Genomic DNA, 25,630 nt, shown 5'->3' with positions numbered 1-25,630 from the left:
ACGCGAAGGGCTCCTGCACGATGAACGCAACAGTAAGAATCTTCGACGGACTGGTGGTCTTCCTCGCCATCCTGGCGGTCGCGTACACCTACCTCACGGGCACCTCGCGAACCGGTATCGAATGGGTGGGCGCAACCTCGCTGGTGCTCTCCGCCGGTCTGTGCCTGTTGATCGGCGGGTACCTCCGGTTCGTGGCGCGACGCATCAGCACGCTCCCCGAGGACTACGAGGAGGCGGAGATCTCGGACGGCGCCGGCGAGCTCGGATTCTTCAGCCCGCACAGCTTCTGGCCGTTCTTCGTCGCCGCCTCGGTGATGATCACCGGCTTCGGCGCGGCGTTCTGGAACTGGTGGGTCCTGCTCGCGGGCGCGACCGCGTTGATCATCACCGCCTGTGCGCTGGTCTTCGAGTACCACTGGGGTCGCGAGAAGCACTGATCCGGCGCCGGCCGGAAACCGGTCAGAGGCCCCCACCGCGTCGCGCGGTGGGGGCCTCGTCGTACCGGCGAGTCCCTGCGGGGGGAGCTACAGTCCCATGTCCTTGGCGATGATGGTCTTCATGACCTCGTTGGTCCCGCCGTAGATCCGGTTGACCCGGTTGTCCGTGTACAGTCGGGCGATCGGGTACTCGTTGATGAACCCGTAGCCTCCGTGCAGCTGGAGACAACGGTCGATGACCTCGGCCGCGATCTCGGTGCAGAACAGCTTGGCGGATGCGGCCTCTGCCGCGGTCAGCTCTCCCTCGTCGAGTGCCTCGAGCGCCCGGTCGGCGACGGCCTGCGCGGCGTCGACCTTGGCCTGGCAGGCGGCCAGCTCGAACTTGGTGTTCTGGAACGAAGCCACCTCCTTGCCGAAGACCGTGCGCTGCTGGGTGTACTCCTTGGCGAAGCGGACGGCGGCAGCGGCCTGGGCGTACGCCCCGTAGGCGATACCCCAGCGCTCGGACGGCAGGTTCTGCCCGAGGTAGTAGAAGCCACGGTTCTCCTCGCCGAGCAGGTCCTCCACCGGGACCTTGACGTCGCTGAAGGCCAGTTCCGCGGTGTCGGAGGTCCTCAGGCCGACCTTGTCCAGCTTGCGTCCCACGGAGTAACCCTCGAGCGAGGTGTCGACGGCCAGAAGAGAGATCCCGAAGCGACGGTCGTCCTCCCGGGGGGGAGCGGTCCGGGCGCAGACGATCACGCGGTCGGCGTGGACACCTCCGGTGATGAAGGTCTTGGCGCCGTTGAGAACGTAATGGGTGCCGTCCTCGGAGAGCTTGGCGGTGCTCTTCATTCCCGCCAGGTCCGAACCGGTCCCCGGCTCGGTCATGGCCAGGGCCCACATCTCCTCACCGGAGACGAACTTGGGCAGGTACCGCTGCTTCTGCTCGTCGGTTGCCAGAGCCTTGATGTAGGGCAGGCCAAGCAGGACGTGAACACCCGACCCGCCGAAGTTCACGCCGGCGCGGGCGGTCTCCTCGGACTGGATGGCCTCGAACTTGTGCGAGTCGATCCCGGCTCCGCCGTACTCCTCGTCGACGTTGATGCCGAAGACGCCGAGGTCGGCGAGCTTGTAGTAGAACTCACGGGGCACCATGCCCGCGTCGAACCACTCCTGGAAGTGCGGGGACACCTCGGCTTCGATGAAGGCGCGGATTGTCTGGCGGAAGGCCTCGTGGTCTTCGTTGAACACTGTGCGGCGCAAGGGTGTGCCTTTCCATTGGACGACCCGCCATGAGAGGGGGACGGGCCGATGAGGTGAATGTCTCCTACCGACCCTGATCGTACAAGGCAGTGGATGGCGGCACGGCGCGGGTTACCCGCTGGTAGCTTCACGTCGCTGTGGCGCTGCCGTCCGGGCCCGGCCGGAAGTCGAGCGTGTCCCCGGCGATGATGCGGATGGGCCCACGCAGATCGGTGCCGGAGACGACCTCGCCCCGCTGGGTCACGGCGACCACCCCGTCCGCTCGCAGGTCCAGCGCGACCTCCCGCGCTGTCGCCATGAGCTCTCGCCAGTCGTCGCCGCCGACAGTACGGGCGGCGTCGCTGGGGCAGATCGAACTCCCGCCCCGGGAGCGCAGAAGTGTCCGCATGGTCGCGGCCAACCGGTCCCGTGTGCCCTGCTCGGTGGGCTCCCACCAGGGGTCGCCACGCTCGCCCAGGGCCACCTTGGCATCGTGCACCATCACCCGGGCGGCGTCGCCGTCGGACTTCACGAGTCGGCGGCCGGTCATGAGCGCCGAGACCAACTCGGTCTTCAGCGCGTCGGGGATCGACGGATCGGTGGCCCGCCAGCGTCGTCCCTTGACCACGATGTAGTGGCCGTCATCGGTGTGGTCGACCTGGTTGCTCGTCACACCGCGATCATGCCCGCCCGCCGTGAGGGTGTCACAGGTCCGGTCGTTCACCCCGCGTAGTTCACCCCGCGTAGTTCACCCCGCGGACAGGGGGCGTCCCGCTACTGTGGAACGTGTTCTAGAAGCGCGGGCCGGTGGCCGACTGCCGGATCGGAAGCCCGGAGACGACGAGACGAGGAGAGCCCGTGGGGGAGCAGGACAGCAGGGGCGAGACGGAGTTCGACGTCGTCGTGGTGGGTTCAGGCGTCGCGGCCCTCTTCGGGGCGGCCGTGGCGGCGTCCCGCGGCATGGCGACGTGCCTCGTCGAGAAGACGGAACGTTTCGGCGGCACGTCCGCGTACTCCGGAGGCGCGGTGTGGTTGCCCGGTAACCGGGTGCTCGCGCGCGACGGGGTGGAGGACTCCGTCCAGACGGGCAGAACCTACTTCCGTGCCGTGGTGGGCGACCGGACCGACCCCGACCTACAAGACGCGTACCTCAACACCGGCCCGATGGTCGTCGACCATCTACTGGACACCCTGGGGATCCCCATGCGGTTCCAGGCGTTCCCGGACTACTTCGACGCACCCGGTCGCCAGCAGACGGGCCGGAGCATCTATCCCAAACCGATCACTGTCGACGAGGTGGGCGAGCGCGTGGGCGACATCCGCGCCTCGGTCCCCTCGGACCAGTTCGGGGCCCCGGAGCACCCCACCAGAGTGGAGGGTGGCCGCGCCTGGGTGGCCCGACTCGTGCTGGCGCTGGACGCCATGGAGGCCGCGGAGCTCCGGCTGTCGACGGCGGCACAGCGGCTCCTGCGCGACGACGGCGGGAGGGTCGTGGGGGTCGAGGTGCGCGACGCCTCGGGGTCGCGATCGATCGGTGCACGGCGCGGTGTGCTCGTGGCCGCAGGTGGCTTCGAGCGGTCGACGGATCTGCGGCGTCGGTGGCAGCGGATGCCGACCGCCGCATGGTCTGCATCCCATCCGGATACCGGTACAGGTGACGCCGTCCGCATGTTCGACCAGGTCGGAGCCCGACTGGACCTGCTCGACCAGTCGTGGTGGTGCCCGGCGACGCTGTTCCCGAACGGCCACGCCGCATTCACGCTCGGTGTCCGTTCCGGGATCATCGTCGACGGCACCGGTCGGCGATTCGCCAACGAACTCCTGCCGTACGACCAGATGGGCCGGCGTATGCACGCTCGGATGGACGACGGTGGCGGCGAGGAGTTCTGGCTCGTCTTCGACGACGCCGAAGCGGGCGGGTACCCGGCGATCTGCGTCCCCGGCCCCGATCCCGACCAGCACCGTCAGGCAGGGCTCTGGCACACCGCTGGATCGATCGCGGAGCTCGCGGAGGCCATCGGCGTCGACGAGGTCGTCCTGGGGGAGAGCGTTGCCCGGTACAACAGTTTCGCCGCCCGGGGGAAGGACGAGGACTTCGGCCGGGGCGAGGACCCCTATGGCCGCTTCTTCCTCGGTGCGTCTACACCGGAGGAGTGCCTGCGGCCACTCGAAGGCGAGCGCTTCCACGCGGTACGTCTCGTGCTCGGGGATCTGGGCACCAAGGGGGGCGCGGTGACCGACCACGACGGGGCCGTCCTGGATACCGACGGCGCACCGATCCCGGGTCTGTACGCCGCGGGCAACTCCTCGGCCTCGGTGTCAGGCGAGGCGTACCCCGGCCCCGGGGTGCCCCTGGGGTCGGGCATGACGATGGCCTTCCGGGCCGTGGCCGACATGGCCGGTGACACGCTCGCAGTGGATCCGGGCGCCCTCGCTCACTGAACCATCACTCCCTGAACCGGGGGCCCTCCACCCGGCGACGAGCCGACACGACCGCGGGCCGGAACCTCCTCTCGGAGGCCCGGCCCGCGGTCGTATGTCCTAGGCGGATCAGTGCTCGTCGTGGCGACGAGTACGGTTCTCCTCCTGCAACGTGGTGAGCATCGAGTGCTCCCGGTCGTGCTTGCCGTGATCGGACTCGTCGAGCATGTGGACCTCGTCGGCCGGGTCCGCCGTCAGTGCACCCCGCGGGGGGCGACCAGCGGCACCGAGCTGGTTCATCTTCGTGGGCACCTTGGCACCGGCGTACTCGAGCGGCACCGCGTGACCGTGCTCGTCAACCCCTGCGAGCGGCTGGTGGACCTCGACGAACTCACCCTGCGGCATCCGCATGATGATGCCGGTCTCGATTCCGTGCTCCAGAACCTCCCGGTCAGCCCGCTGAAGGCCCAGGCAGAGTCTGTAGGTGAAGAAGTACATGAGCGGCGGCAGGAGGATCAGGCCGATCCGGCCCGCCCATGTAGTGGCGTTCAGTGAGATGTTGAAGTGATAGGCGATGAGGTCGTTGGATCCCATCAACACCAGGATCACGTAGAACGTGATGGCCATGACACCGGCCGCGGTACGAACCGGCACGTCGCGCGGACGCTGGAGCAGGTTGTGGTGCGCGGTGTCGCCGGTGAGCTTGGCTTCGATCCACGGGTACAGGAACATGATCGCGACCATCGCGCCGAGCATCACCGCGACCCAGAGCACTGCGGGAATGGTGTAGTTGCCCAGGTAGATCTCCCACGCTGGCATCACGCGGGCGCCACCCTCGGTCCACAGCATGTACCAGTCGGGTTGCGAGCCGGCGGATATGTGGGACGGGTTGTATGGCCCCAGATTCCATATGGCGTTGATCGTGAACATGCCGGAGAAGAGCATGAGCATGCCGACGGTGATGGCGCCGAAGGCGACCGACTTGACCGCGAAGACCGGGAGGATGCGGACGCCGACGACGTTGTTCTCCGTGCGGCCGGGCCCGGGGAACTGCGTGTGCTTCTGGTACCAGACCAGCGCGAGGTGCGCGGCGATGAGCGCCAGGATGATGGCGGGGATGATCAGCACGTGCAGGATGTAGAAGCGCGGGATCAGGAGATCGCCGGGGAAGTCCCCGCCGAAGATCATCCAGTGCATCCAGGTCCCGATGACCGGGAGTCCGACGATGATGCCCGAGGTGATCCGGATACCGGTACCCGACAGGACGTCGTCCGGCAGGCCGTAGCCGAGGAAGCCCTCGACGATACCCAGCAGCAGCAGTACACAGCCGATGACCCAGTTGGCCTCACGCGGGCGACGGAACGCGCCGGTGAAGAAGATCCGGATCATGTGGACGACCATCGAGGCGACGAAGAGCAGCGCCGCCCAGTGGTGGATCTGACGGACGAAGAGCCCGCCACGGACCTCGAACGAGATGTTGAGCGCGGTCTCGTAGGCCCGGGAGATCTCGATGCCGTTGAGGGGAGCGTAGGCGCCCTGATAGATCACCTTCGACATCGACGGGTCGAAGAAGAGCGTGAGGTACACACCCGAGATCAGCAGGATGATGAAGCTGTACAGGGCGATCTCGCCCAGCAGGAAGGACCAGTGCGTGGGGAAGACCTTGTTGATCTGCCGGCGCATGCCCTTGGCCATGGTGTATCGCGAGTCGAGATTGTTCCCGACCTCCGCGAGTTTGGTGTTGTTACTCATCAACGACGCTCCCAGAAGGCAGGTCCGACCGGCTCGATGAAGTCACCGTTGGCGACGAGGTATCCCTCGCTGTCAACCGCGATGGGCAACTGCGGCAGTGCGCGCGCGGCGGGGCCGAAGATCGGCTTCGCGTACTCGAGCGCGTCGAACTGCGACTGATGGCACGGGCAGAGGAAGCGGTGCGTCTGCTGCTCGTACAGTGAGGTGGGGCATGCGAGGTGTGTGCAGATCTTCGAGTAGGCGTAGAGGTCGCCGTAGTTGAAGTTCTCCTGGCCCTTGCGCTTGATCACCTTGGCCGAGTCGGCCGGGCGGAAGCGGATCAGCATGACCGAGTTCCGCGCTCCGTGGATCGAGTGCATGTGCTCCTCGAAGTCGCCCAGCGCGCTCGCGGGGAGCGGGAACACCGACTCGAGCCCGCCGGCCGCCAGATCCTCGACGTGGATCCGTTCGAGGCGACCCTCACCCGCGGGCGGATGGCCGTCAGGGAAGACCTTGCCGGTGTCGCGACCGAGGTACACCTTCTCGGCGGGGAGCCCGTCCGGCCGGGTGTCCGAGGCGAGGGTCCATCCGGTGGTGTGCAGCGTGCCGTCTCCCGCGATGGTCATCTCCCCGCGGCGCCACGGGTTCTTGATCATGCCGCCGAGAGGCAGGATCGCGGACAACCCGATGAGAGCCACGCTCGCGCCGAGGAACCCGCCCATGACCTTGCGGCGACCGAGGGTCGAGGTCTTCCAGGAGTCGTTGAGACCGGCGACGATCGTCCGACGGTCGATGTCCTCGGACGGCCCGTCGTGGCGGGTCTGGACCGAGATCTCCTCGGGGATGAACTTCTTGGTGAACTGCACGGCCCCGAAGCCCAGGAACAGGATCGACAGCCCGATCGTCAGGCCGAGGAGGGGCGTGTACATCATGTAGAGCCAGTAGCCGTCCTCGCCCTGCCCGCGGTACTCCCACGGCCAGGCGATGTAGATCACGGCAAAGGCGAGCGCGAGGACCGCGGACAGCGCGAACCACGTGGTGACGACGCGTGCGGCGCGCTTCTCGGCACGGGAGGTGACACCCTCCGGCCACCGTCCCTCGCGGAATCGGACGTCGACCTCGTCGAGCTCGGTACCCAGCCGGACGAGCTCGGCGTCGCTCATCCGGTCGAGGTCCGCGGCGGACGGGTTCTTGGGGTTCTCACTCATGAACGGGATCCGATCCAGAGGGTCGCACCGATGAGGGCGACGATGCCGACTAGCCAGATGGCCACACCTTCGGTCACGGGGCCGAGTCCGCCGAGCGCGTAACCGCCGGGCGAGACCTTGGAGTCCGTGTCCCTGATGTAGGCGATGATGTCCTTCTTCTCGTCAGGGGTGAGCTGCCGGTCCGAGAACTTGGGCATGTTCTGCGGCCCGGTGAGCATCGCCTGGTAGATCTCCTGCTCGTTGGCAGGATCGAGAATCGGGGCGTACTTGCCCGCCGACAGCGCGCCACCGCGACCGGTGAAGTTGTGGCAGGAGGCGCAGTTGAGGCGGAAGAGCTCGGAACCACGCGCGATCTCCTCGGCCCGGGCCTCGCCCGAGGCGCCCAGGAGCGACTCCTGGGCGATGGAACCGTCGGGATCGGTGACGATCTCGGGGCCACCGCCGAAGAGGTCGACGTACGCCGCGAGCGCGATGATCTGGTGCTCGCTGTAGCGCGGCTTCTTCCGCTCGGCCTGGGCCTCGTTGTTGGCGGCGGGCATACGGCCGGAGTGGACCTGGAAGTAGGTCGCCCCCGCGCCCGTGCCGACCAGCGACGGACCACGGTCCTCGACACCCTGCAGGTTCTGCCCGTGGCAGGTGATGCACGCGACGTCGTAGATCGACTTGCCCTCGGCGATGAGCGCGGCCTGGTCCTGCTGGGCCGTTGCCACCTGGGGCTCGGGGACGACCGCCGTGGCGATGGCCCCGGCGCCGAGCAGACCGGCGGCGATGACGAGCGCGCCGGTCGCCTTACGGCGACGCTTCGACGAGGCCGGACGTGCCGGGTTCACCGCGGGCTCCGGCGACGGCGTGTCCGCAGCGGGTGGGTGAGGTGAGTTCATTGTGAGTTCCCTTTGGAGTTGGGACCTGCTGGACGCAGCGTCCTGCGGCCAGCTGACTACTGAATGAAGTAGATGGTGACGAAGAGGCCGATCCAGACCACGTCGACGAAGTGCCAGTAGTACGACACGACGATGGCCGCAGTGGCCTGGGCGGGAGTGAACCGGGACATGGTGGTCCGCATGACGAGGACGACGAACGCCAGGATGCCGGCCGCCACGTGCAGGCCGTGGAAACCGGTGGTGATGAAGAAGACCGAGCCGTAGACGCTCGAGGAGATCGTGGTGCCTTCGAGGTACATCTCGTAGTACTCGTAGGCCTGCCCGATGAGGAAGACCGTCCCCATCAGGGCGGAGATGATGTACCAGCGACGGAGGCCGAAGACGTCCCCCTGCTCGGCGGCGAAGACGCCCATCTGACAGGTAACGGAGGACGCCACGAGGATCGCCGTGATGGTCAGAGCGAACGGGACGTTGAGGTGCGTCGGGTAGGAGGGCCAGTCACCTCCCGAGTTCGCCTTGGAGACGAAGTACATCGCGAACAGCCCCGCGAAGAACATCAACTCCTGGGACAACCAGATGATGGTGCCCACGCTGACCATGTTCGGACGGTTCAGCGAATGAACGCGCTGAGCCATCGCCGATCCTGAGTTATCCACTGCGCTCGTCACGAGGCCAAGTATGACCCCTGAGGTGGGCGGAGGCTGCAGGGACCCCCGATTTCGGCGTGTCCGCACAGCGTTTTCGCAGGTCGTTCCTAGAACTCCCGGGAACGGCGTCCGACGACGCACCCCGTGCAGGGGTATCAGGGGCTTCTCAGCCTATCTGGCGGTCGACCTCAGGGGCCCGGAGATGGGAGTCCGCGGGCACCGGTGGGGTGGCTGGTGGCACGATTGTCGGTGCGCGGTCCCGAGGTTGGCGGGCCGCCGGGATCCAGAGAGAGGTCGGGACACGTGGGGAGTTCTGCAGCGTTCGACGAGGGCCGGTCCTGGCCCGGGGTACTCGGCACGCTCACGTCGGGCCGGGACCTGGAACCGGCTGACGCCCGCTGGGCGATGTCCCGGATCATGGAGGGTCTCGCGACGGACGCCCAGATCGCTGCGTTCGGCGTCGCGCTCGACATGAAGGGTGTGACGGGCCCGGAACTCGACGCCCTGTCCTCGACGATGCTGGACTACTCCCGTCGGGTTCCGACCTCCCGGCCCTGCGTCGACATCGTCGGGACCGGTGGCGACCGACAGGGAACGGTCAACATCTCGACGATGTCCGCTCTCGTCGTGAGCGCCTGCGGGGTGCCCGTGGTCAAGCACGGCAACCGTGCGGCGTCCTCGAAGAGCGGAGGGGCCGATGTCCTCGAGGCTCTCGGCGTCGCGATCGACCTGGGACCGGAGGACGTCGCACGGAGCGTGGACGAGGTGGGTGTGGCCTTCTGTTTCGCGCCCGTGTTCCATCCGGCGCTCCGATTCGCCGCCGCACCCCGCCGGGAGATCGGGATCCCCACGGTGTTCAACGTTCTGGGGCCACTCACCAACCCCGCAGCGCCCACGGCCAACCTCATCGGGTGCGCGTTCGAGCGCCTCATGCCCGTGATGGCCGAGGTGTTCGCGCTCCGCGGTAGATCGGCGTTGGTGGTGCGGGGCTCCGATGGCCTCGACGAGATCACGATGACCGGACCAACCCGCGTGCTGCGGGTGGCAGACGGCCACGTGGACGAGGACGAGATCGCGCCCGGGGACTTCGGGATGGCCACGTGCGCGGTCGAGGAACTGCGCGGGGGCGACGGGAGACACAACGCGGCGGTGGCCCGGGAGCTCCTGTCGGGAGTGAGAGGTCCCGTCAGGGACGCGGTGCTGCTCAACTCCGCGGCGGCGTTGGTGGCGTTCGACGGTCTCGAGCGGGGTGCGGACCTCGTGCCGGCGATGAGGTCGGCAGTGGAGCGCGCCGCGAAGGCGGTCGACGACGGCGAGGCCGCCCGACTCCTGGACAGGTGGGCGGCCTTCAGCGCCGCACGGTCCTGACACCCGCTCCACTTCTCGCCGACGCCGCCTGCTCGGCTCGATCCGCCCACTCGGCGAGTGTGTGGGCACCGCCGACGGGCAGGGCCCAGCACCCCGTGACCGACACGATGCGGGTGGGTCCGGAATCGATCCACCTGTGCACGTTGCGGATGTCCGAGGCGCTGGCTCCGGCGAACGGCCCGGGGCCGGGTTGCACTGTCGTGGCGCCCGCCCTGAGCGAGTCGATCACTGGCAGGGGAGCTGCTCCGGCGGGCACCGTCCCCGAACCGGCGAGACGACCGTGACGCACGACCGCCACCGCCCAGGTGCGCCCGGGCGCGGGTTGGGCCGCGGGTTGGGCCAGGACGAGCTCGCGTAGGCCCGCGGTGGCGGAGAGCTCCTGGTGCCTGGCGAGGGTCCGGACCAGCGCCGCCGCGCGATCTCGCAGCCGGGCCGCGCGCTCGAAGGCTCCGCCCGCGGCGAGCGAGTCGACCCGGTCGACCATCGCCCTCACGGCCGTGGAGTCCCGGCCGGTGACCAGTGCCTCCCATTCCTCGTCGCCGGGTGGCGAACCGGCGGCATCCGCCAGATCCAGCCATGCGGCCCTGGCGTCCTCGGCCCTCCGAAAAGGTCCGAGGGCGAACGGGTGTTCCGGGGCCCGCGTGACGTGCCCCCGGATCGCACGTCCCGACGGCGGGGAGAGCCACCAACCTCGGCGTGGAGACCTGGACCGTCGGTTGTAGGGCGGTTGTAGCGAGTCGATGAGCCGCTCCTCGACGGTCCACGCCTCCAGGAGGTGCGCGCACGGCACCGACTCGACGCTCTCGGCCAGGCCGACCATCGTCCGCATCCTGCCGCGCGGATCGGCTCCGGAGTAGTAGGAGCGGGCCCTGCGCCGGACCGATATGGAAGACCCCACGTACAGCGCGCCGCCCGACGCGTCGCGGAACAGGTAGACGCCGGGGCCGGTGGTGAGCGACTCGGTCAGGGAGGCCCGGCGCCGGACCGCGGGGGCGAGGCGACCGTCGTAGGAACGGAGCTCGGTGAGCGTCGACACCCCGCAGTCGCCGACCCTGGAGATCAGTGCGTGGAGGACGTCGACGGTGGCGCGGGCGTCCTGGAGCGCCCGGTGGTTCGGCTCGACGGTCGATCCCAGATGGGAGGCGAGTTCGCCGAGGCGGTGCCCACGGGTCTCGCCGCGATGGAGGATGCGTCGGGCCAGGGCGAGGGTGCACACCGACGGAGGATCGGGCCACTGGTGGCCGGTCGACTCGGTGGCGGCGCGGAGGAATCCGAGGTCGAACCGGGCATTGTGGGCGACCAGCACGGCGCCGCGGGAGAACTCCAGGAACGTCGCCATCACCTCACCGAGTGCAGGGGCCCCGACGAGATGGACGGGTGCGATCCCGGTGAGCCTGCTGATGTGCCCCGGCAGCGGGCCGTTGATGGCGACGAAGGTGGACAGCTCGGCCCGGACCTCGCCACCCCGTACCCGGACCGCGCCGAGCTCGGTGATCTCATCCGTTCCCGGCCGGGTGCCGGTGGTCTCCAGGTCGACGACGACGAACGTCACCTCGGAGAGCATCGGCTCGAGCTCGTCGAAGGCGGCCTGGACCCCCGTGGCCCCCGGGGAGCGGGCCAGTTCTCGAGTCGGGGGGCAGGGCATGGCGCACACGGTAACGATCCGGTCCGACAGAGACGTCCGACGCACCCCGCACCCCGCACCCCGCGGTCCGCGCCCCGCAGTCCACCGGCCGCCGTTGCGGGCGGTGGGTGTCCCAGGGGTGCGGTGTCGTACCCGGCCGTTACGGTCTGCCCCGAGCCGCAAATCGCGGCCCGATAACGAATGGGCAACACGCCCAGGACGGAGTGTGATGTAGATCATGTTCTCGATGGACTGCTCACGGTGTCCGGCCCGGCCGGGCGGGTGCGAGGATTGTGTCGTCTCCGTGCTCTTGTCCGAAGAGGTGCAGCTAGATGCACTTTCCGAGGAGTCGTGCGGGTATGTTCTCGAGCCCGAGGTGCGTTCGGCGATCGAGGTGCTCATGGCGCTCGGGATGGTCTCGACGCTCGAGATCGTGGGTGCCGAATCGGCCGCTTAGCGGATGGGCTGGACTTCGGCGAGATGGTTTCGTAACCTTTTCGAGACCTCGGAAGTCATCACCCGCCCACCGGTGGGGGCCGGGGTCGCCACCAAAGCGCCACCACGGCGCACCGGGGAACCACGTTCCACTGGGGTGAATCGCCCGACGGCCGAGAGGTCGGGGCGTAGGACAGACTTCCGTGTCCGAACCCGTCAGCTAACCCGGTCGGTGTCCAGGAAGAAAGAGGAAATCACTCTCGTGGGAGCCCACAGCATCAAGGCCAGCTCGACCGGGCGCCGTGTCGCCACCGCAGGACTGCTCGCAGCGGGCGCCGCCGTCGCAGGCGCCGGGACCGCGGCCGCCGCACCGGTGACCGTCGACGTGCCCGTCGAACTGCGTCTGCCCGGTGTGCCCGCACAGGTCACCGTCGATCTCCCAGAGGGCATCGCCCTGCCCGCCGGCCTCGTCCCGGTAGCCCAGGCCGCCCCCGTCGAGTTCGCCACCCCGGCGCCGGAGATCTCCACCGGCCAGCGCATCCTCGACGCCGCGAGCACCCGCGTCGGCTCGCCCTACGCCTGGGGCGCCACCGGCCCCAATTCGTTCGACTGCTCCGGCCTGACCTCGTGGGCGTACAAGGAGGCGGGAATCTCCATCCCGCGTACCAGCCAGGCCCAGATCGGCGGCGGCACCCAGGTCGCCAAGGCCGACCTGCAGCCCGGGGACATCGTCGCGTTCTACAGCGGCGCCAGCCACGTGGGCATCTATGCCGGCAACGGCCAGGTCGTCCACGCCCCGTACTCCGGCACCTCGGTGAGCTACGCGCCGCTGGACTCCATGCCCTTCTACGGTGCGACCCGCTACTACTGAGTCGTCCCGCACACGCTCTCCAGCGGACCCCGCCGATCCCCGGTCACGTAACCGGTGTCGGCGGGGTTCGTCGTCTGTACTATCTCGATCACGACTATCCCGACCACGGAGCATGACGCGACATCCGTCGCGCTCCGTTCGTCACCGACACACGATCCGAGAGCGCCGCATCTACCCATGACCCAGAGAGTCCGGTCGGTCGCCCTGACCGTTGTCGCTTTGGTCCTCCTGGGCTCCGGCGGCGTGACGGTGTCGGCCCAGACGGTGTCGGCCCAGACCGTGGATCCCGGGACGGCGGGCCCGGTCGGGGCCGAGAGCACCGGTACGGCGGACCCGGCCCAGGACACCGCGCAGGAACGACCCGCCTCGTCGGGCGAGGCCCCCGGTGAGGATCTGGTCGAGCTGGCGAGGCTGTCCGCGGAGGCCGGGGCACTCGGGGAGGAGCTGCACCTCGCGCGGGCGGATCTGGAGCGGGCCGACGCCGAACGGCAGCGGCGCGAGCGCGAGGCCGGGGTGGCCGCCGGACTCGCCGTCGTCGCCGATGTGGGGGCGTCGCGCGACCAGTCGCTCGTCGACCGACTCGCGACGATCCGCTACCGCGGGGGCGATACCGGTGCCACCCGGGCCGCCGTCCTCGCCGAGAGCCCACGAGATCTGGTCGACCGGCTCGGTACCCTGCAGCGGCTCTCCGGCGCCACCACCAGTGCCCTCGACTCCTCGCGGGCCGCCTCGGCGGAGGCCGCCCGTCTCCGCCTGGAGGCGGATGCCGCGTCGGAGGTCGCGCGCGCCTCGGCCCGGGACGCCCAGCGACGCGCGGACGACCTCGATCGGCGGTCGGACGAGATGACGGTGCGGATCGACGAGGTGAGGCGTCGTGTGGACGCTCTCTCCGACGCGCAGCGTGCACTCTGGGCCGGCGGTCCCCTGGTGCCCCCGGGGTACGTCGCCCCGGCGATCGACGGTGTCAACACGGCCGCGTTGAACGTGGCCCTCACCCGGCTGGGTGCCCCGTACTCCTGGGGGGCGACCGGACCGTCCGAGTTCGACTGCTCCGGCCTCATGGTGTGGGCATACGCGCAGGAGGGCAAGGCGCTTCCCCGGTCGAGTCAGGCGCAGGCGGTGGCGGGGGCGCCCGTCGCGATGGCGGACATCCAACCCGGAGACCTCGTCATCTACTACGCGGGTGCGACCCACGTCGGCATGTACGCCGGCGACGGACTCGTGCTCCACGCGCCGACCTACGGGGTGCCGGTCAAGCTCGAGAAGGTCGACGCCATGCCGATCAGCGGGATCCGTCGCTACTGACCCATGGGCGCCGGGCAGGAGGTCCCCGGGCGGTGTGGCAGTCTCGGATGTGATGACGAAGACCCTGCTGATCACCAACGACTACCCGCCGCGGCCCGGTGGTATCCAGTCATACCTGGAGACCTACCTGGCGCACCTGGACCCGGAGGACGTGGCGGTCCTCGCCTCGACGTTCCGGGGCCGGGACTCGATCGAGTACGACGACTCCCGCCCCTATCTGGTCGAGCGGGTCCCGACGGAGATGCTTCTGCCCACTCCGCATCTCGCGAAGCGGGCCCGGAGACTGGCCTCGGACTTCGGGGCGAGCACGGTGTGGTTCGGTGCGGCGGCACCCCTGGCCGCGATGGCACCCGTCCTGCGGGAGGGTCCCGTCACCCGCATCGTCGCCAGCACCCACGGTCACGAGGTGGGGTGGTCGATGCTGCCTGGTTCGCGGCAGGTGCTCAGGATGATCGGAGAGTCCACGGACGCCGTCACCTACGTGAGTGAGTACACGAGACGACGCGTCGCGGCGGCGTTCGGCCCGCACGCGCGGCTCGTGCACCAGCCCGGGGGAGTCGACACGGACAGGTTCCGGCCCGATCCCGTCCGCCGCAGGTCGATCCGCGAGCGCTACGGGGTGGCGGACCGTGAGGTGATCGTGTGCCTCTCCCGCCTCGTCCCGAGGAAGGGGCAGGACGCGCTCATCCGCTCGTTGCCCGAGATCGCCCGCCGCGTCCCGGGAGCGGTCCTCGTCGTCGTCGGGGGTGGCCCGTACCGGCGGACGCTGGAGGGTCTGGTCCGCAGGCACGGGGTGTCGGACCGGGTGATCTTCACCGGCCGGATCCGGGCGGACGAGATCGTCGACCACCACCGGATGGCGGACGTGTTCGCCATGCCCTGCCGCACCCGGGGTGGGGGACTCGACGTGGAGGGGCTGGGGATCGTGTACCTGGAGGCCTCGGCCTGCGGCGTCCCCGTCGTGGCCGGCCGGAGCGGCGGAGCCCCGGAGACCGTCCTGGACGGGACCACCGGGCTCGTGGTGGACGGGACCTCGACGGGCGAGATCGTCGACGCCGTGGCCGGTCTGCTCTCGGACCGGCCACGCGCGTCGTCGATGGGCGTCCGCGGCCGCACCTGGGTTCTCGACTCCTGGCGATGGGAAGACCTCGCGCGCGACATGCGGCGAGTGCTCTCCGGGGACTAGCGTCCGATCGACTCCCGATCCGGGCGTGGATCGGGCTGGGTACGTCAGCTGTAGAGGTCCTCGATCTGTGCCGCGAACTTCTGGTGCACCACGTTCCGCTTGACCTTGAGCGAGGCGGTGAGTTCGCCGGTCTCCTCGGTGAACTGGTCGGGGAGCACGTGATACTTCTTGATGGCCTCCGAGTGGGAGACGGTGCTGTTGGCCCGGGACATCGCCTGGTCGAGATGTTCGATCATGTCCGCGTCCCGCAGCAGCTCGTACAGTGAACCGGTCTTGTCATGGTGAGTCTTCCACCGGTCCAGCGCCTCGGGGTCGAGGGTGAGCAGGACCGAGATGAACGGCTTCCCGTCGCCCACGCACACGGCCTCGGCGACGAGCGGGTCCGCCCGGAGCGCGTCCTCGAGCTGGTTCGGAGCGACGTTCTTGCCACCCGCGGTGACGATGATCTCCTTCTTGCGGCCGGTGATCGTCAGGTAGCCGTCCTCGTCCAGCGATCCGAGGTCCCCGGTCCGGAACCAGCCGTCGGAGAAGGCCTCGGCGGTCGCACGCTCGTTGCGCCAGTAGCCGGAGGTCACCACCGGGCCGTTCACCTCGACCTCGCCGTCCGGGGCGATCCGGACCGCGCACCCGGGTAGTGGCTGGCCGACGCTCCCGATACGCATCTGGCCGGGGGTGTTGACCGCGATCGCCGCGCAGGTCTCCGTGAGTCCGTACCCCTCGAAGATGTTGACACCGATGCCGTCGAAGAAGTGGGCCAGGCGTTCGCCGAGCGGCGCGCCACCCGAGATGGCGATCTCACAGCGTCCACCCAGTGCGGTGACGAGTTTGGCGTAGACGAGTCTGGCGAACAGCGCGTGGCGGAGCCTGAGCAGCGGCCCCACCCGTCCACCGCGGTTGGCCTTGGAGTAGGCGACGGCGGTGTCGGTGGCCTTGTCGAACATCCACGCCTTGAAGGCACCGCCGTCCTGGGCGGTGGCCTGGGCCTTGTTGAAGACCTTCTGGAACACGCGCGGGACGGCCAGGATGTAGTGGGGCCGCATCTCGGAGAACGTGTCCACGAGATTCGTCAGGTCCGACGAGTGGGCGATCCGGACGCCGGCGTGGAACCCCGCGTAGGTGATGGCGCGGGCCAGCACGTGGGCCAGGGGAAGGAACATGACCGTGGTCGCGTCCTGCCGGAGGTACTGGTTGAACGGGGTCTCGAGGACGGCGAGGGCCTCGGACATGAAGTTGCGGTGGGTGAGCATGCACCCCTTGGGTCGCCCGGTGGTGCCTGAGGTGTAGATCAACGTCGCGGGGGAGTCCGCGCTCACCCCGGCGCGACGTTCGTCGAGCACCGCGTCGGCGACGTCGGTCGCCCCGGCGAGGAGAAGGTCCAACGCGGGGGTCTCACCCTCGATCACCAGGATGTCGGGGGACCCCCCCAGGTCGGCGATCCCCTCGCGGGTGGTCGCGGCGTGGGTCTCCTTCTCGACGATGATGAGCCGAGCGCTCGAGTCCTCCATGATCCAGCGGATCTGTTCTGCGGACGAACTGTCGTAGACGGGTACCGTGACCGCGCCCGCCGCCCAGATCGCGAAGTCGATCACGTTCCACTCGTATCGCGTCGAGCACAGGAGGGCGACCCTGTCCCCGGCCCCGATCCCGCGGGCGACCAGGCCCCGACCCACCAGGCGGACCGTGTCGGCGAACTCCCGGTTGGTGACATCGGTCCACCGTCCGTCGACCGGACGCTGAAAGGCCACGTTGTCCGGAGTCCGCTCCGCCCGGTCGTACGCCGACTGGGCACAGGACCAGTCGTCGGGGACGGTGAATGTGGCGGGGGCGGCGACGTATTCGCGCAAAGGGTCCTCCTGGTGGAGACGATCGATGGTCTAATCGCAGTGAGGACACACTATCCCCGGGGGCGGACGGCATCCACGCCACCCGTGCGCCCGGGCGTCAGCCGGAGAGCGCATCCCGGCGGGAGATATGTGAAGCTGGGGATATGAGTGAGGACAACGGCGCCCCCGAGGTGTGGCCGACCAGCGACTCCACCGTGATCGAGGCGACGGTCGAGAACGTGATGGCCGTCATCTCGGACTTCGATTCGTATCCGGAATGGTCCACGTCGATCCGGGTCGCCGAGGTCCTCTCGAGCGGCGCGGACGGCCGGCCCGACCGGGTCCGGTTCGCACTGGAGGCCGGCGCGATCGTCGACGACTACGTCCTCGTCTACTCCTGGTCGGCGGACGACAGGGCCGTCGAGTGGCGCCTGGAGAGTTCCACTCTCCAGCGCGCGCAGAAGGGCTCCTATCGACTCGAGCCCGTCGACGGCGGGACCCGGGTCGACTACGAGTTGGAGATCGAGCTCGTGGTGCCGGTGATCGGTCGGCTCCGCGACCGGGCCGAGCGGCGGATCCTCTCCGAGGCCCTCCGTGCACTCAAACGCCGGACCGAGTCGAGGTGACCGGGTCGAGGGTCGTGATCGTTCTGGGGGGCGACCCGGCGGGCAGGTCCGCGGCGGTGGCGGATTACCTGGTGGACGCCGGTGGGACCGCTCTCATCCTGACCGGGGACCCCGGTTCGGTCGATCCCCGACTGGACACGACCGACGAGGGGCCCGTGGAGGTCCGCGCCGACGACGCCACCGCGAGACTCGAGGCGTACAGGTCGGGTGCCGTGGACCCGGAGGACGAGGTGCTCGCGGCCCTGGCCACCGGAAGTGACGCCCCCCTCGCCGCGGTACTGGGATGGGAGTACGCCCGGCGGGCGGCCGCCGCGGGGGTGTGGGATGTGGTGATGGTGGACCTCGACGGTGATCTGGCGGCCGTCCGGCGGCTCTCAGCAGCGGGGGAGCTGGCCGGGTTCGTGGAGTCCCGGTGGCCCGCGCACGTCCGGTTCGCGTCCATGGCGGCCGGGGACCGCGCCGACACCCGGACCCGCGAGGCGCACCGGTTGTCCCTCCTGGCCGGGGAGGTCTCGACGTTCCTCGCCGGGCCGGTCGAGGTGATCGTCGTCGGCGGTGCTCCGGACCGCACGGCGGCTCTGGCGGCACTCGCCCGCGGCGCGGTCACCCCCGTCGTGTCCGCGGACGGCAACGGTGGCTACCGGGCGGAGTTCCCGGTGCCCGCACCGCCGACGACGCCGCCCTCGATCGAGGGCGACGGCCTCCGGTTGGAGTTCGCCGGCGTCCGGACGGTGCTGCGACTTCCCGCGTTGCTGTCCCGGTGCACCCTCGTCGCGTCGCACCATGATCCGGTGGCGGGTGCCGTGGTCGCCGGATTCGTCCCGGATCCCGAGCTCTGGCCGCCGAATCTCGTCCCGTCCGGATTCGCGGACCGATCCGGGTAGTATCCGCTTTCGTCGACCTCCCAACCATGAGAAAGACCGGTGACCCAGGTGCTGTACTGGTTGTTCAAGTACGTGATCATCGGGCCTTTCCTGCGGATGACCAGTCGGACGGTCCTCACCGGTGAGGAGAACTTCCCGGCGAACGGGGCAGCGGTCCTGGTGGGCAATCACGAGTCCGTGGGCGACTGGTTGTTCACCCCGCTGCTCCTTCCCCGGCGGGTCACCTTCCTGGCGAAGAGCGACTACTTCACGGGCAGCGGGATCCGCGGTGCGCTCAGCCGGTGGTTCTTCGCCGGGACCGGTCAGTACCCGATCGACCGGACCAATGCGGACGCAGCGCAGGCGGCGCTCGACGCGGGCATGGAGGTCCTGTCCTCGGGTCAGATCCTGTGCGTCTACCCGGAGGGAACCCGCACCCCGGACGGGCGGTTGTACCGGGGCAAGACGGGGCCGGCCCGGCTCGCGCTGCGCGCGGGGGTCCCGATCATCCCGGTGGGGGTGGTCGGGACGGGTGACTACATCCGCAAGGTCACCCGACCGCATCGTCGGACCCCGGTCCGCGTGATGATCGGGGAACCGCTCGACCTGACGCCGTGGGCCGGTCGGGAGGGGGACCGCGTGGCCGAGCGCGAGATCACCGACGAGTTCATGCGGCGTATCCAGTCGCTGACGGGTCAGGAGTATGTCCCGGACGTCTACGGCGCGGAGATGAAGAAGCGCTACGAGGCGGTCCGGAAGTCGGGACGAAACCTCCTCGACGCTCCCGTCGAGGGGCAGCGCTGACGCCGGTGCGCTACTTCTACGACTGCGAGTTCATCGAGGACGGCACCACCATCGACCTGGTCTCGGTGGGGGTGGTGGCCGAGGACGGACGTGAGTTCTACGCGGTCTCCACGGAGTTCGATCCGGCGAAGGCCGGGCCATGGGTCAGACGCAACGTCCTGCCGAAGCTTCCCAATCCCTCGTCGGCGGCGTGGAGTTCGCGCGCGTCGATCCGCGACGAGTTGTACGACTTCGTCACCGCGCCGGTCTCCGGTCCGGTGGAGCTGTGGGCATGGATCGGGGCGTATGACCACGTCGCCGTGTGCCAGCTCTGGGGGGACATGACCGAACTCCCGGCGGCGATGCCGAGATTCACCCGGGATGTGCGCCAGCTGTGGGAGCTCGCCGGGCAGCCGGATCTGCCCGCACACCCCGGCGGAGCCCACGACGCCCTCGGTGATGCGCGTCATGCGGCGATGAGGTTCCGGGCGATCGCCGCGACAGCACCCCACCTGGGCCTCTGAGGTCCGCGAGGGTGCCGGTGGCGTATCCTCGCCGGGTGAGCAACTGGACAGTCGACGTCGACATCGCGCAGCTTCCCGACCTCCCCCCGCTCTCGGCGGACCTCGACCGGCTGCTGGCGGACGCACTGTCGCGACCCGCGCTGCAGCAACCGTCGTGGGATGCCGATCACGCTGCGGCGATGCGCAAGGTCCTCGAGAGTGTGCCACCGATCTGCGTGGCCTCGGAGGTCGAGCACCTGTCTGACCGGTTGGCCGACGTCGCGCACGGCCGCGCCTTCCTCCTCCAGGGCGGGGACTGTGCGGAGACCTTCGAGGCCAACACCGAGCCGCACATCAAGGGCGTGATCCGCACGCTCCTCCAGATGTCCGTCGTCCTGACCTACGGCGCCTCCATGCCGGTGGTCAAGGTCGGCAGGATCGCCGGCCAGTACGCCAAGCCGCGCTCCGCCGATCGGGACGCCACCGGCCTGCTGTCCTACCGCGGGGACATGGTCAACGGGTTCGACGCCGACGAGACCACTCGTGAGCACGACCCGTCCCGCCTGGTCCGGGCCTACGCCAACGCCGCCGCGGCCATGAACCTCGTCCGGTCGCTCACGGCGTCGGGCACGGCGGACCTGCACCGCGTGCACGAATGGAACATGGAGTTCGTCGCCGGTTCCCCCGCGGGGGCGCGATACGAGGCGCTCGCCGCGGAGGTCGACCGCGGACTGCGGTTCATGGACGCCTGTGGGGTCGCCGACCACAACCTGCGGTCGGCGGACATCTTCTCCTCCCACGAGGCGCTGGTCCTGGACTACGAGCGCGCGATGTTGCGCCTGGCCGACGACGGCACGGGACTCACGGGCGACGCGCAGCAGGGGCTGTACGACCTCTCGGCACACTTCCTGTGGATCGGGGAGCGCACCCGCGGGATCGACGACGCCCACGTGGCCTTCGCCTCGCTCATCGAGAACCCGATCGGACTGAAGATCGGCCCCTCCACGACCCCGGAACTCGCGGTGGAGTACGTGGAGAAGCTCGATCCGCGCAACCGTCCCGGACGTCTGACCCTGGTCTCCCGTATGGGCAACGACAAGGTCAGGGACGCCCTCCCCCCGATCGTGCAGGCCGTCGAGGCGTCGGGGCACAAGGTCATCTGGCAGTGCGACCCGATGCACGGCAACACCCATTCCACGTCGAACGGCTACAAGACCCGACATTTCGACCGGATCATCGACGAGGTCCAGGGCTTCTTCGAGGTCCACCACGCCCTCGGTTCGCACCCGGGCGGGATCCACATCGAGCTCACGGGCGAGGACGTGACCGAGTGCCTGGGAGGCGCCCAGGATATCTCGGATCTCGACCTCGCCGGACGGTACGAGACCGCCTGCGACCCGAGGCTTAACACCCAGCAGTCTCTCGAACTGGCCTACCTGGTCGCGGAGATGCTCCGCCACTGAGCCGGGTCCGCACCGGGCCACGGGTCCGGCGGACTCAGCCCAGTGCGTCGATCTCGACCTCGCTGCCCCGGGCCACGACTCGCCCGGGCAGCGGGTTCTGACCGTAGACGATCCCGCTCGGTGACCCCGAGTCGATGGTGGGCTCGAGCCCGGCCTCGCGGAGAGTCTGCCGGGCGTCGGAGGCCCGGGACCCCAGGACGACGGGGACGGTCACCGCATTCGACGGGACGATCCGCAGTACGGCGTTGGCGGGATCCAGCCTCCGGCCGGCGGGCGGGTCGGTGCTGACCACCCGGCCATCGGCGATGCGGCGGTCGGTGACCGGCGCCTGGCGGACGATCGTGAAACCGGCCCTGGTGAGCACGTCGGTGGCCTCGTCCACCGGTACGTCCCTGATGTCGGGGACGGTGAGGGCGTTGGAGATCAGCAGCGTCACGCCGTCCCCGCGGGCCACGTCCGTTCCGACGTCGGGGTCGGTGCCCACGGCGAGCCCGCCGTCCACCTCGTCGTCGTAGACCCGGCGGACCTCCGACACGGAGAGCCCGGATCCCTCCAGCGCGGCCCGGGCCTGGTCCTCCTCGAGGCCCGCGACATCGGGGACGCTCACCGGAGCGGGCCCCGAACTGGTCACCATCGACACCCTGGTCCCCACGTCGACAGTGGTACCGGACCGTGGTTCCAGAGCCACCACCTGCCCGACCGGGACCGAGTCGGAGTGCTCGGTCCCGCCGCGGACCGGTTCGAGAGAGTTCTCCCGCAGCAGGGCCGAGACGGTGTCGACATCGCGCCCGGCGCCCACCTCGGGCACGACCGGCCGTCCCACGGAGACCAGGACCGCCACCGGGTCACCGCGGGGCACGCGGGCCCCCGCCTCGGGATCGGTCCCGACCAGTCCCGCCCGGGGCACGTCGTTGCTGAACGCGTCACGGGTGGTGGCCGACAACCCCACCGCGTTCACGGCGTCGGTGGCCTGACCCACCGACATCCCCTGCACCGCCGGGACGGTGACGAATCGGCCGGACCCGAGCCACCATCCGGCCACGGCCAGGACGATGGCGAGCGCGAGCACGACGATCAGCCAGAGCAGACCGAGCCTGCGGCGCGGACGGACAGGCGACCGGTCGGGGACCGGTTCGACCTCCCCCCGGGCATGGTGGGCCCCGGCGGGCGGGGTCGGAGGAGCCGCATCGAGGCCCACCCTCGTGTGCACCCGCGTCGGCACCGGTCCGTCACCGCGGCCGAGTGCCTCACCGCTCTCGCGATCAGCGGCGTCGAACTCGGCCGCGCCGTCGGGCGCCGACCGGGCGGCGGCAGCCCGGGCCCTGGACCAGGACGACTGCTGCGGTGCAGGGACGACGTACGTGGGGAACCGTCCGATCTCGGCGGCCCGGTCGAGGTCGTCGAGCATCTCCGCGGCGTCCGGGTACCGGTCCTCGCGGCTGCGGCGTGTCGCCCGGAGGATCAGGTGGTCGAGATCCTCCGCCACGGAATCGGACTGGTCGGACGGGGCGGGGACGTCGGTGTCCAGGCGACGGTAGGCCACGGCGATCGAGTTGTCCCCGTTGAACGGGGGTTCCCCGGTGAGCATCTCGTAGGCGAGGACGCCGAGGGAGTAGAGGTCGGAGCGTCCATCGGTGTCGGTGCCGGAGATCTGCTCGGGGGACAGGTAGGCGGCGGTGCCCATCACCACGCTCCGGGAGGTCGCTCTGGACTCGGCCACCGCACGGACGAGGCCGAAGTCGGCGAGCTTGACCGCGCCGGTCGTCGAGATGAGGACGTTCTCGGGCTTGATGTCGCGGTGCACCAACCCGGCAGAGTGAGCCTCGCGCAGTGCCCCGAGCAGTGGGCGCAGTACGGCGGCGGCCGCGTAGGGGGGCATGGGCCCGCGTTCGTCGAGGAGCTCGCGCAGGGTCCCGCCCGGGACCAGTTCCATGACGAGGAAGGCGGTGTCCCCCTCGACCCCCTGGTCGAAGACCTGGACGATGCCCGGGTCGGACAGTCGCGCGGCCGAGCGTGCCTCGAGGGTGAACCGGTCGACGAAGGCGCGGTCTCCGGCGAGGGCGGGGTCCAACAATTTGACGGCGACGTGACGGTCGAGCCGTTCGTCTGTGGCCAGGTGGACGATCGACATCCCGCCCCGGGCGATCACGGCGTCGAGCCGGTAGCGCCCGTCGAGCACCGTGCCCGGCCCTGGAAGCTGCCCGTCGTGAGTGGTCATGGAGTCCATTCTGCCCGCCGGCGTCGCGATATCGGCACGCGACCGGGCGGTGCGCCCGGCAGGGGTCCCCGCGGTGGTGACCGCCGGGCCTCGCCGGGACTAACGTGGTCACCGTGAGTACCGTTCCGCACTGTGATGACGTCCTACCCGGTGACGTCGAGACGATCAATCTGCCCGAGGTGTCGAGTCGACTGGGGATCCCGGTCACCCGTGTGCACGACCTGCTCCGCGAAGGGGGACTGATCGCCGTCCGGCGTGGCGGCGTGGTGGTGGTCCCCGCGGTCTTCCTGGACGACGACGACGAGGTGGTGCGGTTCCTGCCCGGGCTCGTGTCGGTCCTGCGCGACGGCGGCTACCGCGACGAGGAGATCCTGCGGTGGCTCTTCACGGAGGACGACAGCCTGCCGGGGCGGCCCGCCGACGCACTCCATGGTCACCGCGCCCGGGAGGTCATCCGGCGCGCTCAGGCGATGGCGTTCTGATCGGCGTCGGTGGCCCGCCACCACCACCAGGCCACCGCCAGTGAGGCGAGCACCGCGACCCCGGAGAGCACCGGACTGTAGAGGCTGGTCGATCCGTTGGGTCCTATCGCCATGACCAGGAACACGGTCGCCCCGACGGCGGCGGTGGTGGCTCGTGGCCCCGGCCTCGCGAGGACCCAGAACGCGGCCACCCACACGTAGTACCAGGGCCAGGCGAGTGAGTTCAGTACGACGAAGGCCAGCAGCGCCAGCATGATTCCCCGCAGCGCCGTCATCCGGTCCCGGCGATGGAGCCACCACACGGCCACCAGCGCCACGGCGAGGGCCACCCGCCCGACCTGCCGGGCCACCGCCAGCACATCCTCGAACCCGGGGGAGTCGGTGACCGCGTGGATGAGATGCGCAACCGCCGTCGGAGCGCTGAGGTAGTTGATCACCCTGTCGGACACGGCGATCGCGTCGAACCACCCGATTCCGGTACCGGACGCGAGGGTGGTCAGCCCGAGCACACCGATCGCGACCGCCGCGGCGAGCGCCGTGTCGCCGAGCGCCCGGAGGGTCGGTCTGGCGACAGCCTTGTCCTCGCGGCGTCGCGACAGCGCGATCCACAGCAGGAACGGGGGCACGATCACGGCGGTCGCCTTGAAAGCCACCGCGATCCCGATAGCCGCCCCCGCCCAGGTCGCCCGCCCGTCGAGGGTGAGGACGACCGCCCCGAGGCAGGCGACGAGCGGGAAGATCTCGTTGTGCAGCCCGCCCGCCAGGTGGATCACCGCGAGTGGCGACGCGCACGCCAGCCAGACCGCGGCCGCCGCGTCGACACCGGCCCGGCGAGCGGCCATGACGAGCAGAACGGTCAGTGCGGCCAGTGCGGACAACACCGCGACGCGCAGGATGACGACCCCCACCGCCGGGTTGCCGCCGGACACGGCCACCACGCCCCTCATGAGCAGCAGGTGGAGCGGTCCGTACGGTGTGGCGGTCGACCGCCAGTCGGGGCTGACCTCGTCCGAGAACGCGCCCGGGTTGGCCTCGGGACCGAACTCGTAGGGATCGACGCCCGCGGCGGCCATCGCCCCCTGGGCGAGGTACGACCAGGCGTCGCGGCTGAACATCGGCACCGCGGGCAGGGTCGGAAGCGACCACAGCGCAGTGGCCCACACCGCGTCCCGCGTGGGGAGCCGACCGGACAGCGCCCGCGGTCCCAGCGCCAGCCAGCCGCTGAAGAGCAGCGCGATGCCGATCCAGCACAGCGCCAGCGCCAGGATCTCACCGTGACCGAAGGTGAACCCGAGCAGGCCGACGGCGACGGCGGGCCCACCGTCCACCGGCAGCGCTCCGGCGCCGAAGCCCCCGAGCGTCAGGAGCCCGGACCCGAGCATCCCCCGGTACAGCGCGGGGCCGCAGGGCCCGGTGAGGGCCGAGCGCGCGGAGGAGGTGAGCGAGCGGGCGTTCGCGGCGGCGCGCGCCGGCGCCGACGCATCCGACTCGTGGGACGCCACGGCCCCCGGGGTCGGTTCCGGCGCCACCG

23 protein-coding genes and 1 riboswitch are annotated in these 25,630 nt (G+C 69.8%); of the genes, 13 read left to right on the top strand and 10 right to left on the bottom strand.

What is annotated here, in order from left to right; genetic code table 11:
• The first annotated feature begins 20 nt into the window (after window positions 1-20).
• Window positions 21-437 carry a cytochrome c oxidase subunit 4 gene (locus tag CEY15_RS03725; protein ID WP_031264481.1) on the top strand — a complete coding sequence of 139 codons (417 nt, stop codon included), beginning with the start codon at window positions 21-23 and terminating at the stop codon, window positions 435-437.
• An 87-nt stretch (window positions 438-524) separates the two neighbouring features.
• Here the strand turns inward: CEY15_RS03725 and CEY15_RS03720 are convergent, their stop codons facing one another.
• Both CEY15_RS03720 and CEY15_RS03715 read right to left on the bottom strand, forming a co-directional pair.
• Window positions 525-1,682, bottom strand: coding sequence for an acyl-CoA dehydrogenase family protein (locus CEY15_RS03720; protein ID WP_031264480.1), 1,158 nt, complete (start codon window positions 1,680-1,682; stop codon window positions 525-527).
• A 127-nt stretch (window positions 1,683-1,809) separates the two neighbouring features.
• The gene (locus CEY15_RS03715; RefSeq protein WP_245847205.1) at window positions 1,810-2,334 is read right to left on the bottom strand and encodes a DUF3253 domain-containing protein; all 525 of its coding nucleotides are present in this window, start codon (window positions 2,332-2,334) and stop codon (window positions 1,810-1,812) included.
• 185 nt (window positions 2,335-2,519) lie between these two features.
• On the opposite strand from CEY15_RS03715, the gene CEY15_RS03710 reads away from it, so the two are divergent.
• Window positions 2,520-4,103: an FAD-binding protein gene (locus CEY15_RS03710; RefSeq protein ID WP_095717360.1), complete on the top strand. Its 1,584-nt coding sequence runs from the start codon at window positions 2,520-2,522 to the stop codon at window positions 4,101-4,103.
• Between the two features lie 108 nt (window positions 4,104-4,211).
• Here CEY15_RS03710 and qcrB read toward each other — a convergent pair whose 3' ends face one another.
• Genes qcrB through ctaE form a run of 4 tightly spaced genes read right to left on the bottom strand, consistent with a single transcriptional unit; the run spans window position 4,212 to window position 8,570 of the window.
• On the bottom strand, window positions 4,212-5,834 hold the full coding sequence (qcrB, locus tag CEY15_RS03705; RefSeq protein WP_017835562.1) for a cytochrome bc1 complex cytochrome b subunit: 1,623 nt from the start codon (window positions 5,832-5,834) through the stop codon (window positions 4,212-4,214).
• Window positions 5,834-7,021 carry a cytochrome bc1 complex Rieske iron-sulfur subunit gene (gene qcrA / locus CEY15_RS03700; RefSeq protein ID WP_095717359.1) on the bottom strand — a complete coding sequence of 396 codons (1,188 nt, stop codon included), beginning with the start codon at window positions 7,019-7,021 and terminating at the stop codon, window positions 5,834-5,836. Before qcrA ends, qcrB begins: the two co-directional genes overlap by 1 nt.
• Window positions 7,018-7,902 carry a cytochrome bc1 complex diheme cytochrome c subunit gene (qcrC, locus tag CEY15_RS03695; RefSeq protein ID WP_031264478.1) on the bottom strand — a complete coding sequence of 295 codons (885 nt, stop codon included), beginning with the start codon at window positions 7,900-7,902 and terminating at the stop codon, window positions 7,018-7,020. The genes qcrA and qcrC overlap by 4 nt, the downstream gene beginning before the upstream one ends.
• Before the next feature lie 56 nt (window positions 7,903-7,958).
• On the bottom strand, window positions 7,959-8,570 hold the full coding sequence (gene ctaE / locus CEY15_RS03690; protein WP_095717358.1) for an aa3-type cytochrome oxidase subunit III: 612 nt from the start codon (window positions 8,568-8,570) through the stop codon (window positions 7,959-7,961).
• 282 nt (window positions 8,571-8,852) lie between these two features.
• Between ctaE and trpD the strand changes: the two genes are divergently transcribed.
• The gene (trpD, locus tag CEY15_RS03685) at window positions 8,853-9,917 is read left to right on the top strand and encodes an anthranilate phosphoribosyltransferase (protein WP_017835558.1); all 1,065 of its coding nucleotides are present in this window, start codon (window positions 8,853-8,855) and stop codon (window positions 9,915-9,917) included.
• Here trpD and CEY15_RS03680 read toward each other — a convergent pair.
• Window positions 9,898-11,562 (bottom strand): DEDD exonuclease domain-containing protein, encoded by a 1,665-nt coding sequence (locus CEY15_RS03680; protein WP_095717357.1) that lies wholly within the window; start codon window positions 11,560-11,562, stop codon window positions 9,898-9,900. The genes trpD and CEY15_RS03680 overlap by 20 nt on opposite strands.
• Window positions 11,563-11,845: 283 nt before the next feature.
• On the opposite strand from CEY15_RS03680, the gene CEY15_RS03675 reads away from it, so the two are divergent.
• The 4 genes from CEY15_RS03675 to CEY15_RS03660 all read left to right on the top strand — a co-directional run bounded on the left by CEY15_RS03675 (window position 11,846) and on the right by CEY15_RS03660 (window position 15,338).
• Window positions 11,846-11,998, top strand: coding sequence for a hypothetical protein (locus CEY15_RS03675; RefSeq protein ID WP_238556208.1), 153 nt, complete (start codon window positions 11,846-11,848; stop codon window positions 11,996-11,998).
• A gap of 79 nt (window positions 11,999-12,077) precedes the next feature.
• Window positions 12,078-12,225: riboswitch (cyclic di-AMP (ydaO/yuaA leader) on the top strand.
• A gap of 13 nt (window positions 12,226-12,238) precedes the next feature.
• Window positions 12,239-12,847, top strand: coding sequence for a C40 family peptidase (locus tag CEY15_RS03670; protein WP_017835555.1), 609 nt, complete (start codon window positions 12,239-12,241; stop codon window positions 12,845-12,847).
• A gap of 177 nt (window positions 12,848-13,024) precedes the next feature.
• Window positions 13,025-14,152, top strand: a complete 1,128-nt coding sequence (locus CEY15_RS03665) for an NlpC/P60 family protein (protein WP_095717356.1) — start codon at window positions 13,025-13,027, stop codon at window positions 14,150-14,152.
• A 52-nt stretch (window positions 14,153-14,204) separates the two neighbouring features.
• Window positions 14,205-15,338: a glycosyltransferase family 4 protein gene (locus tag CEY15_RS03660; RefSeq protein ID WP_095717355.1), complete on the top strand. Its 1,134-nt coding sequence runs from the start codon at window positions 14,205-14,207 to the stop codon at window positions 15,336-15,338.
• A 44-nt stretch (window positions 15,339-15,382) separates the two neighbouring features.
• On the opposite strand, the gene CEY15_RS03655 is transcribed toward CEY15_RS03660, so the two are convergent.
• Window positions 15,383-17,182, bottom strand: coding sequence for an AMP-dependent synthetase/ligase (locus CEY15_RS03655; RefSeq protein WP_095717354.1), 1,800 nt, complete (start codon window positions 17,180-17,182; stop codon window positions 15,383-15,385).
• 143 nt (window positions 17,183-17,325) lie between these two features.
• On the opposite strand from CEY15_RS03655, the gene CEY15_RS03650 reads away from it, so the two are divergent.
• Genes CEY15_RS03650 through CEY15_RS03630 form a run of 5 tightly spaced genes read left to right on the top strand, consistent with a single transcriptional unit; the run spans window position 17,326 to window position 21,399 of the window.
• Window positions 17,326-17,787: an SRPBCC family protein gene (locus CEY15_RS03650; RefSeq protein WP_095717353.1), complete on the top strand. Its 462-nt coding sequence runs from the start codon at window positions 17,326-17,328 to the stop codon at window positions 17,785-17,787.
• A 14-nt stretch (window positions 17,788-17,801) separates the two neighbouring features.
• The gene (locus CEY15_RS03645) at window positions 17,802-18,671 is read left to right on the top strand and encodes a hypothetical protein (RefSeq protein WP_245847202.1); all 870 of its coding nucleotides are present in this window, start codon (window positions 17,802-17,804) and stop codon (window positions 18,669-18,671) included.
• 39 nt (window positions 18,672-18,710) lie between these two features.
• On the top strand, window positions 18,711-19,454 hold the full coding sequence (locus CEY15_RS03640; protein ID WP_017835549.1) for a lysophospholipid acyltransferase family protein: 744 nt from the start codon (window positions 18,711-18,713) through the stop codon (window positions 19,452-19,454).
• A gap of 5 nt (window positions 19,455-19,459) precedes the next feature.
• Entirely contained in the window at window positions 19,460-19,957 is a 498-nt protein-coding gene (locus CEY15_RS03635; RefSeq protein ID WP_017835548.1) for a polyadenylate-specific 3'-exoribonuclease AS, read from the top strand.
• Window positions 19,958-19,992: 35 nt separating this feature from the next.
• The gene (locus CEY15_RS03630) at window positions 19,993-21,399 is read left to right on the top strand and encodes a class II 3-deoxy-7-phosphoheptulonate synthase (RefSeq protein ID WP_017835547.1); all 1,407 of its coding nucleotides are present in this window, start codon (window positions 19,993-19,995) and stop codon (window positions 21,397-21,399) included.
• 34 nt (window positions 21,400-21,433) lie between these two features.
• Here the strand turns inward: CEY15_RS03630 and pknB are convergent, their stop codons facing one another.
• Complete coding sequence (gene pknB, locus CEY15_RS03625) at window positions 21,434-23,617, bottom strand: Stk1 family PASTA domain-containing Ser/Thr kinase (RefSeq protein ID WP_245847199.1); 2,184 nt, start codon at window positions 23,615-23,617, stop codon at window positions 21,434-21,436.
• 113 nt (window positions 23,618-23,730) lie between these two features.
• Between pknB and CEY15_RS03620 the strand changes: the two genes are divergently transcribed.
• Window positions 23,731-24,099 (top strand): Rv2175c family DNA-binding protein, encoded by a 369-nt coding sequence (locus CEY15_RS03620; RefSeq protein WP_031264471.1) that lies wholly within the window; start codon window positions 23,731-23,733, stop codon window positions 24,097-24,099.
• Here the strand turns inward: CEY15_RS03620 and mptB are convergent.
• The gene (gene mptB, locus CEY15_RS03615) at window positions 24,081-25,628 is read right to left on the bottom strand and encodes a polyprenol phosphomannose-dependent alpha 1,6 mannosyltransferase MptB (protein WP_245847197.1); all 1,548 of its coding nucleotides are present in this window, start codon (window positions 25,626-25,628) and stop codon (window positions 24,081-24,083) included. The two genes, CEY15_RS03620 and mptB, sit on opposite strands and share 19 nt — an antisense overlap.
• Window positions 25,629-25,630: the final 2 nt, after the last annotated feature.

The sequence above is a fragment of the Dietzia natronolimnaea genome, assembly GCF_002289575.1.
GTDB classification, from domain to species: domain Bacteria; phylum Actinomycetota; class Actinomycetes; order Mycobacteriales; family Mycobacteriaceae; genus Dietzia; species Dietzia natronolimnaea_A.
Note: the sequence above shows the minus strand (reverse complement) of the source record. Positions and strands in the feature narration are given on the sequence as shown.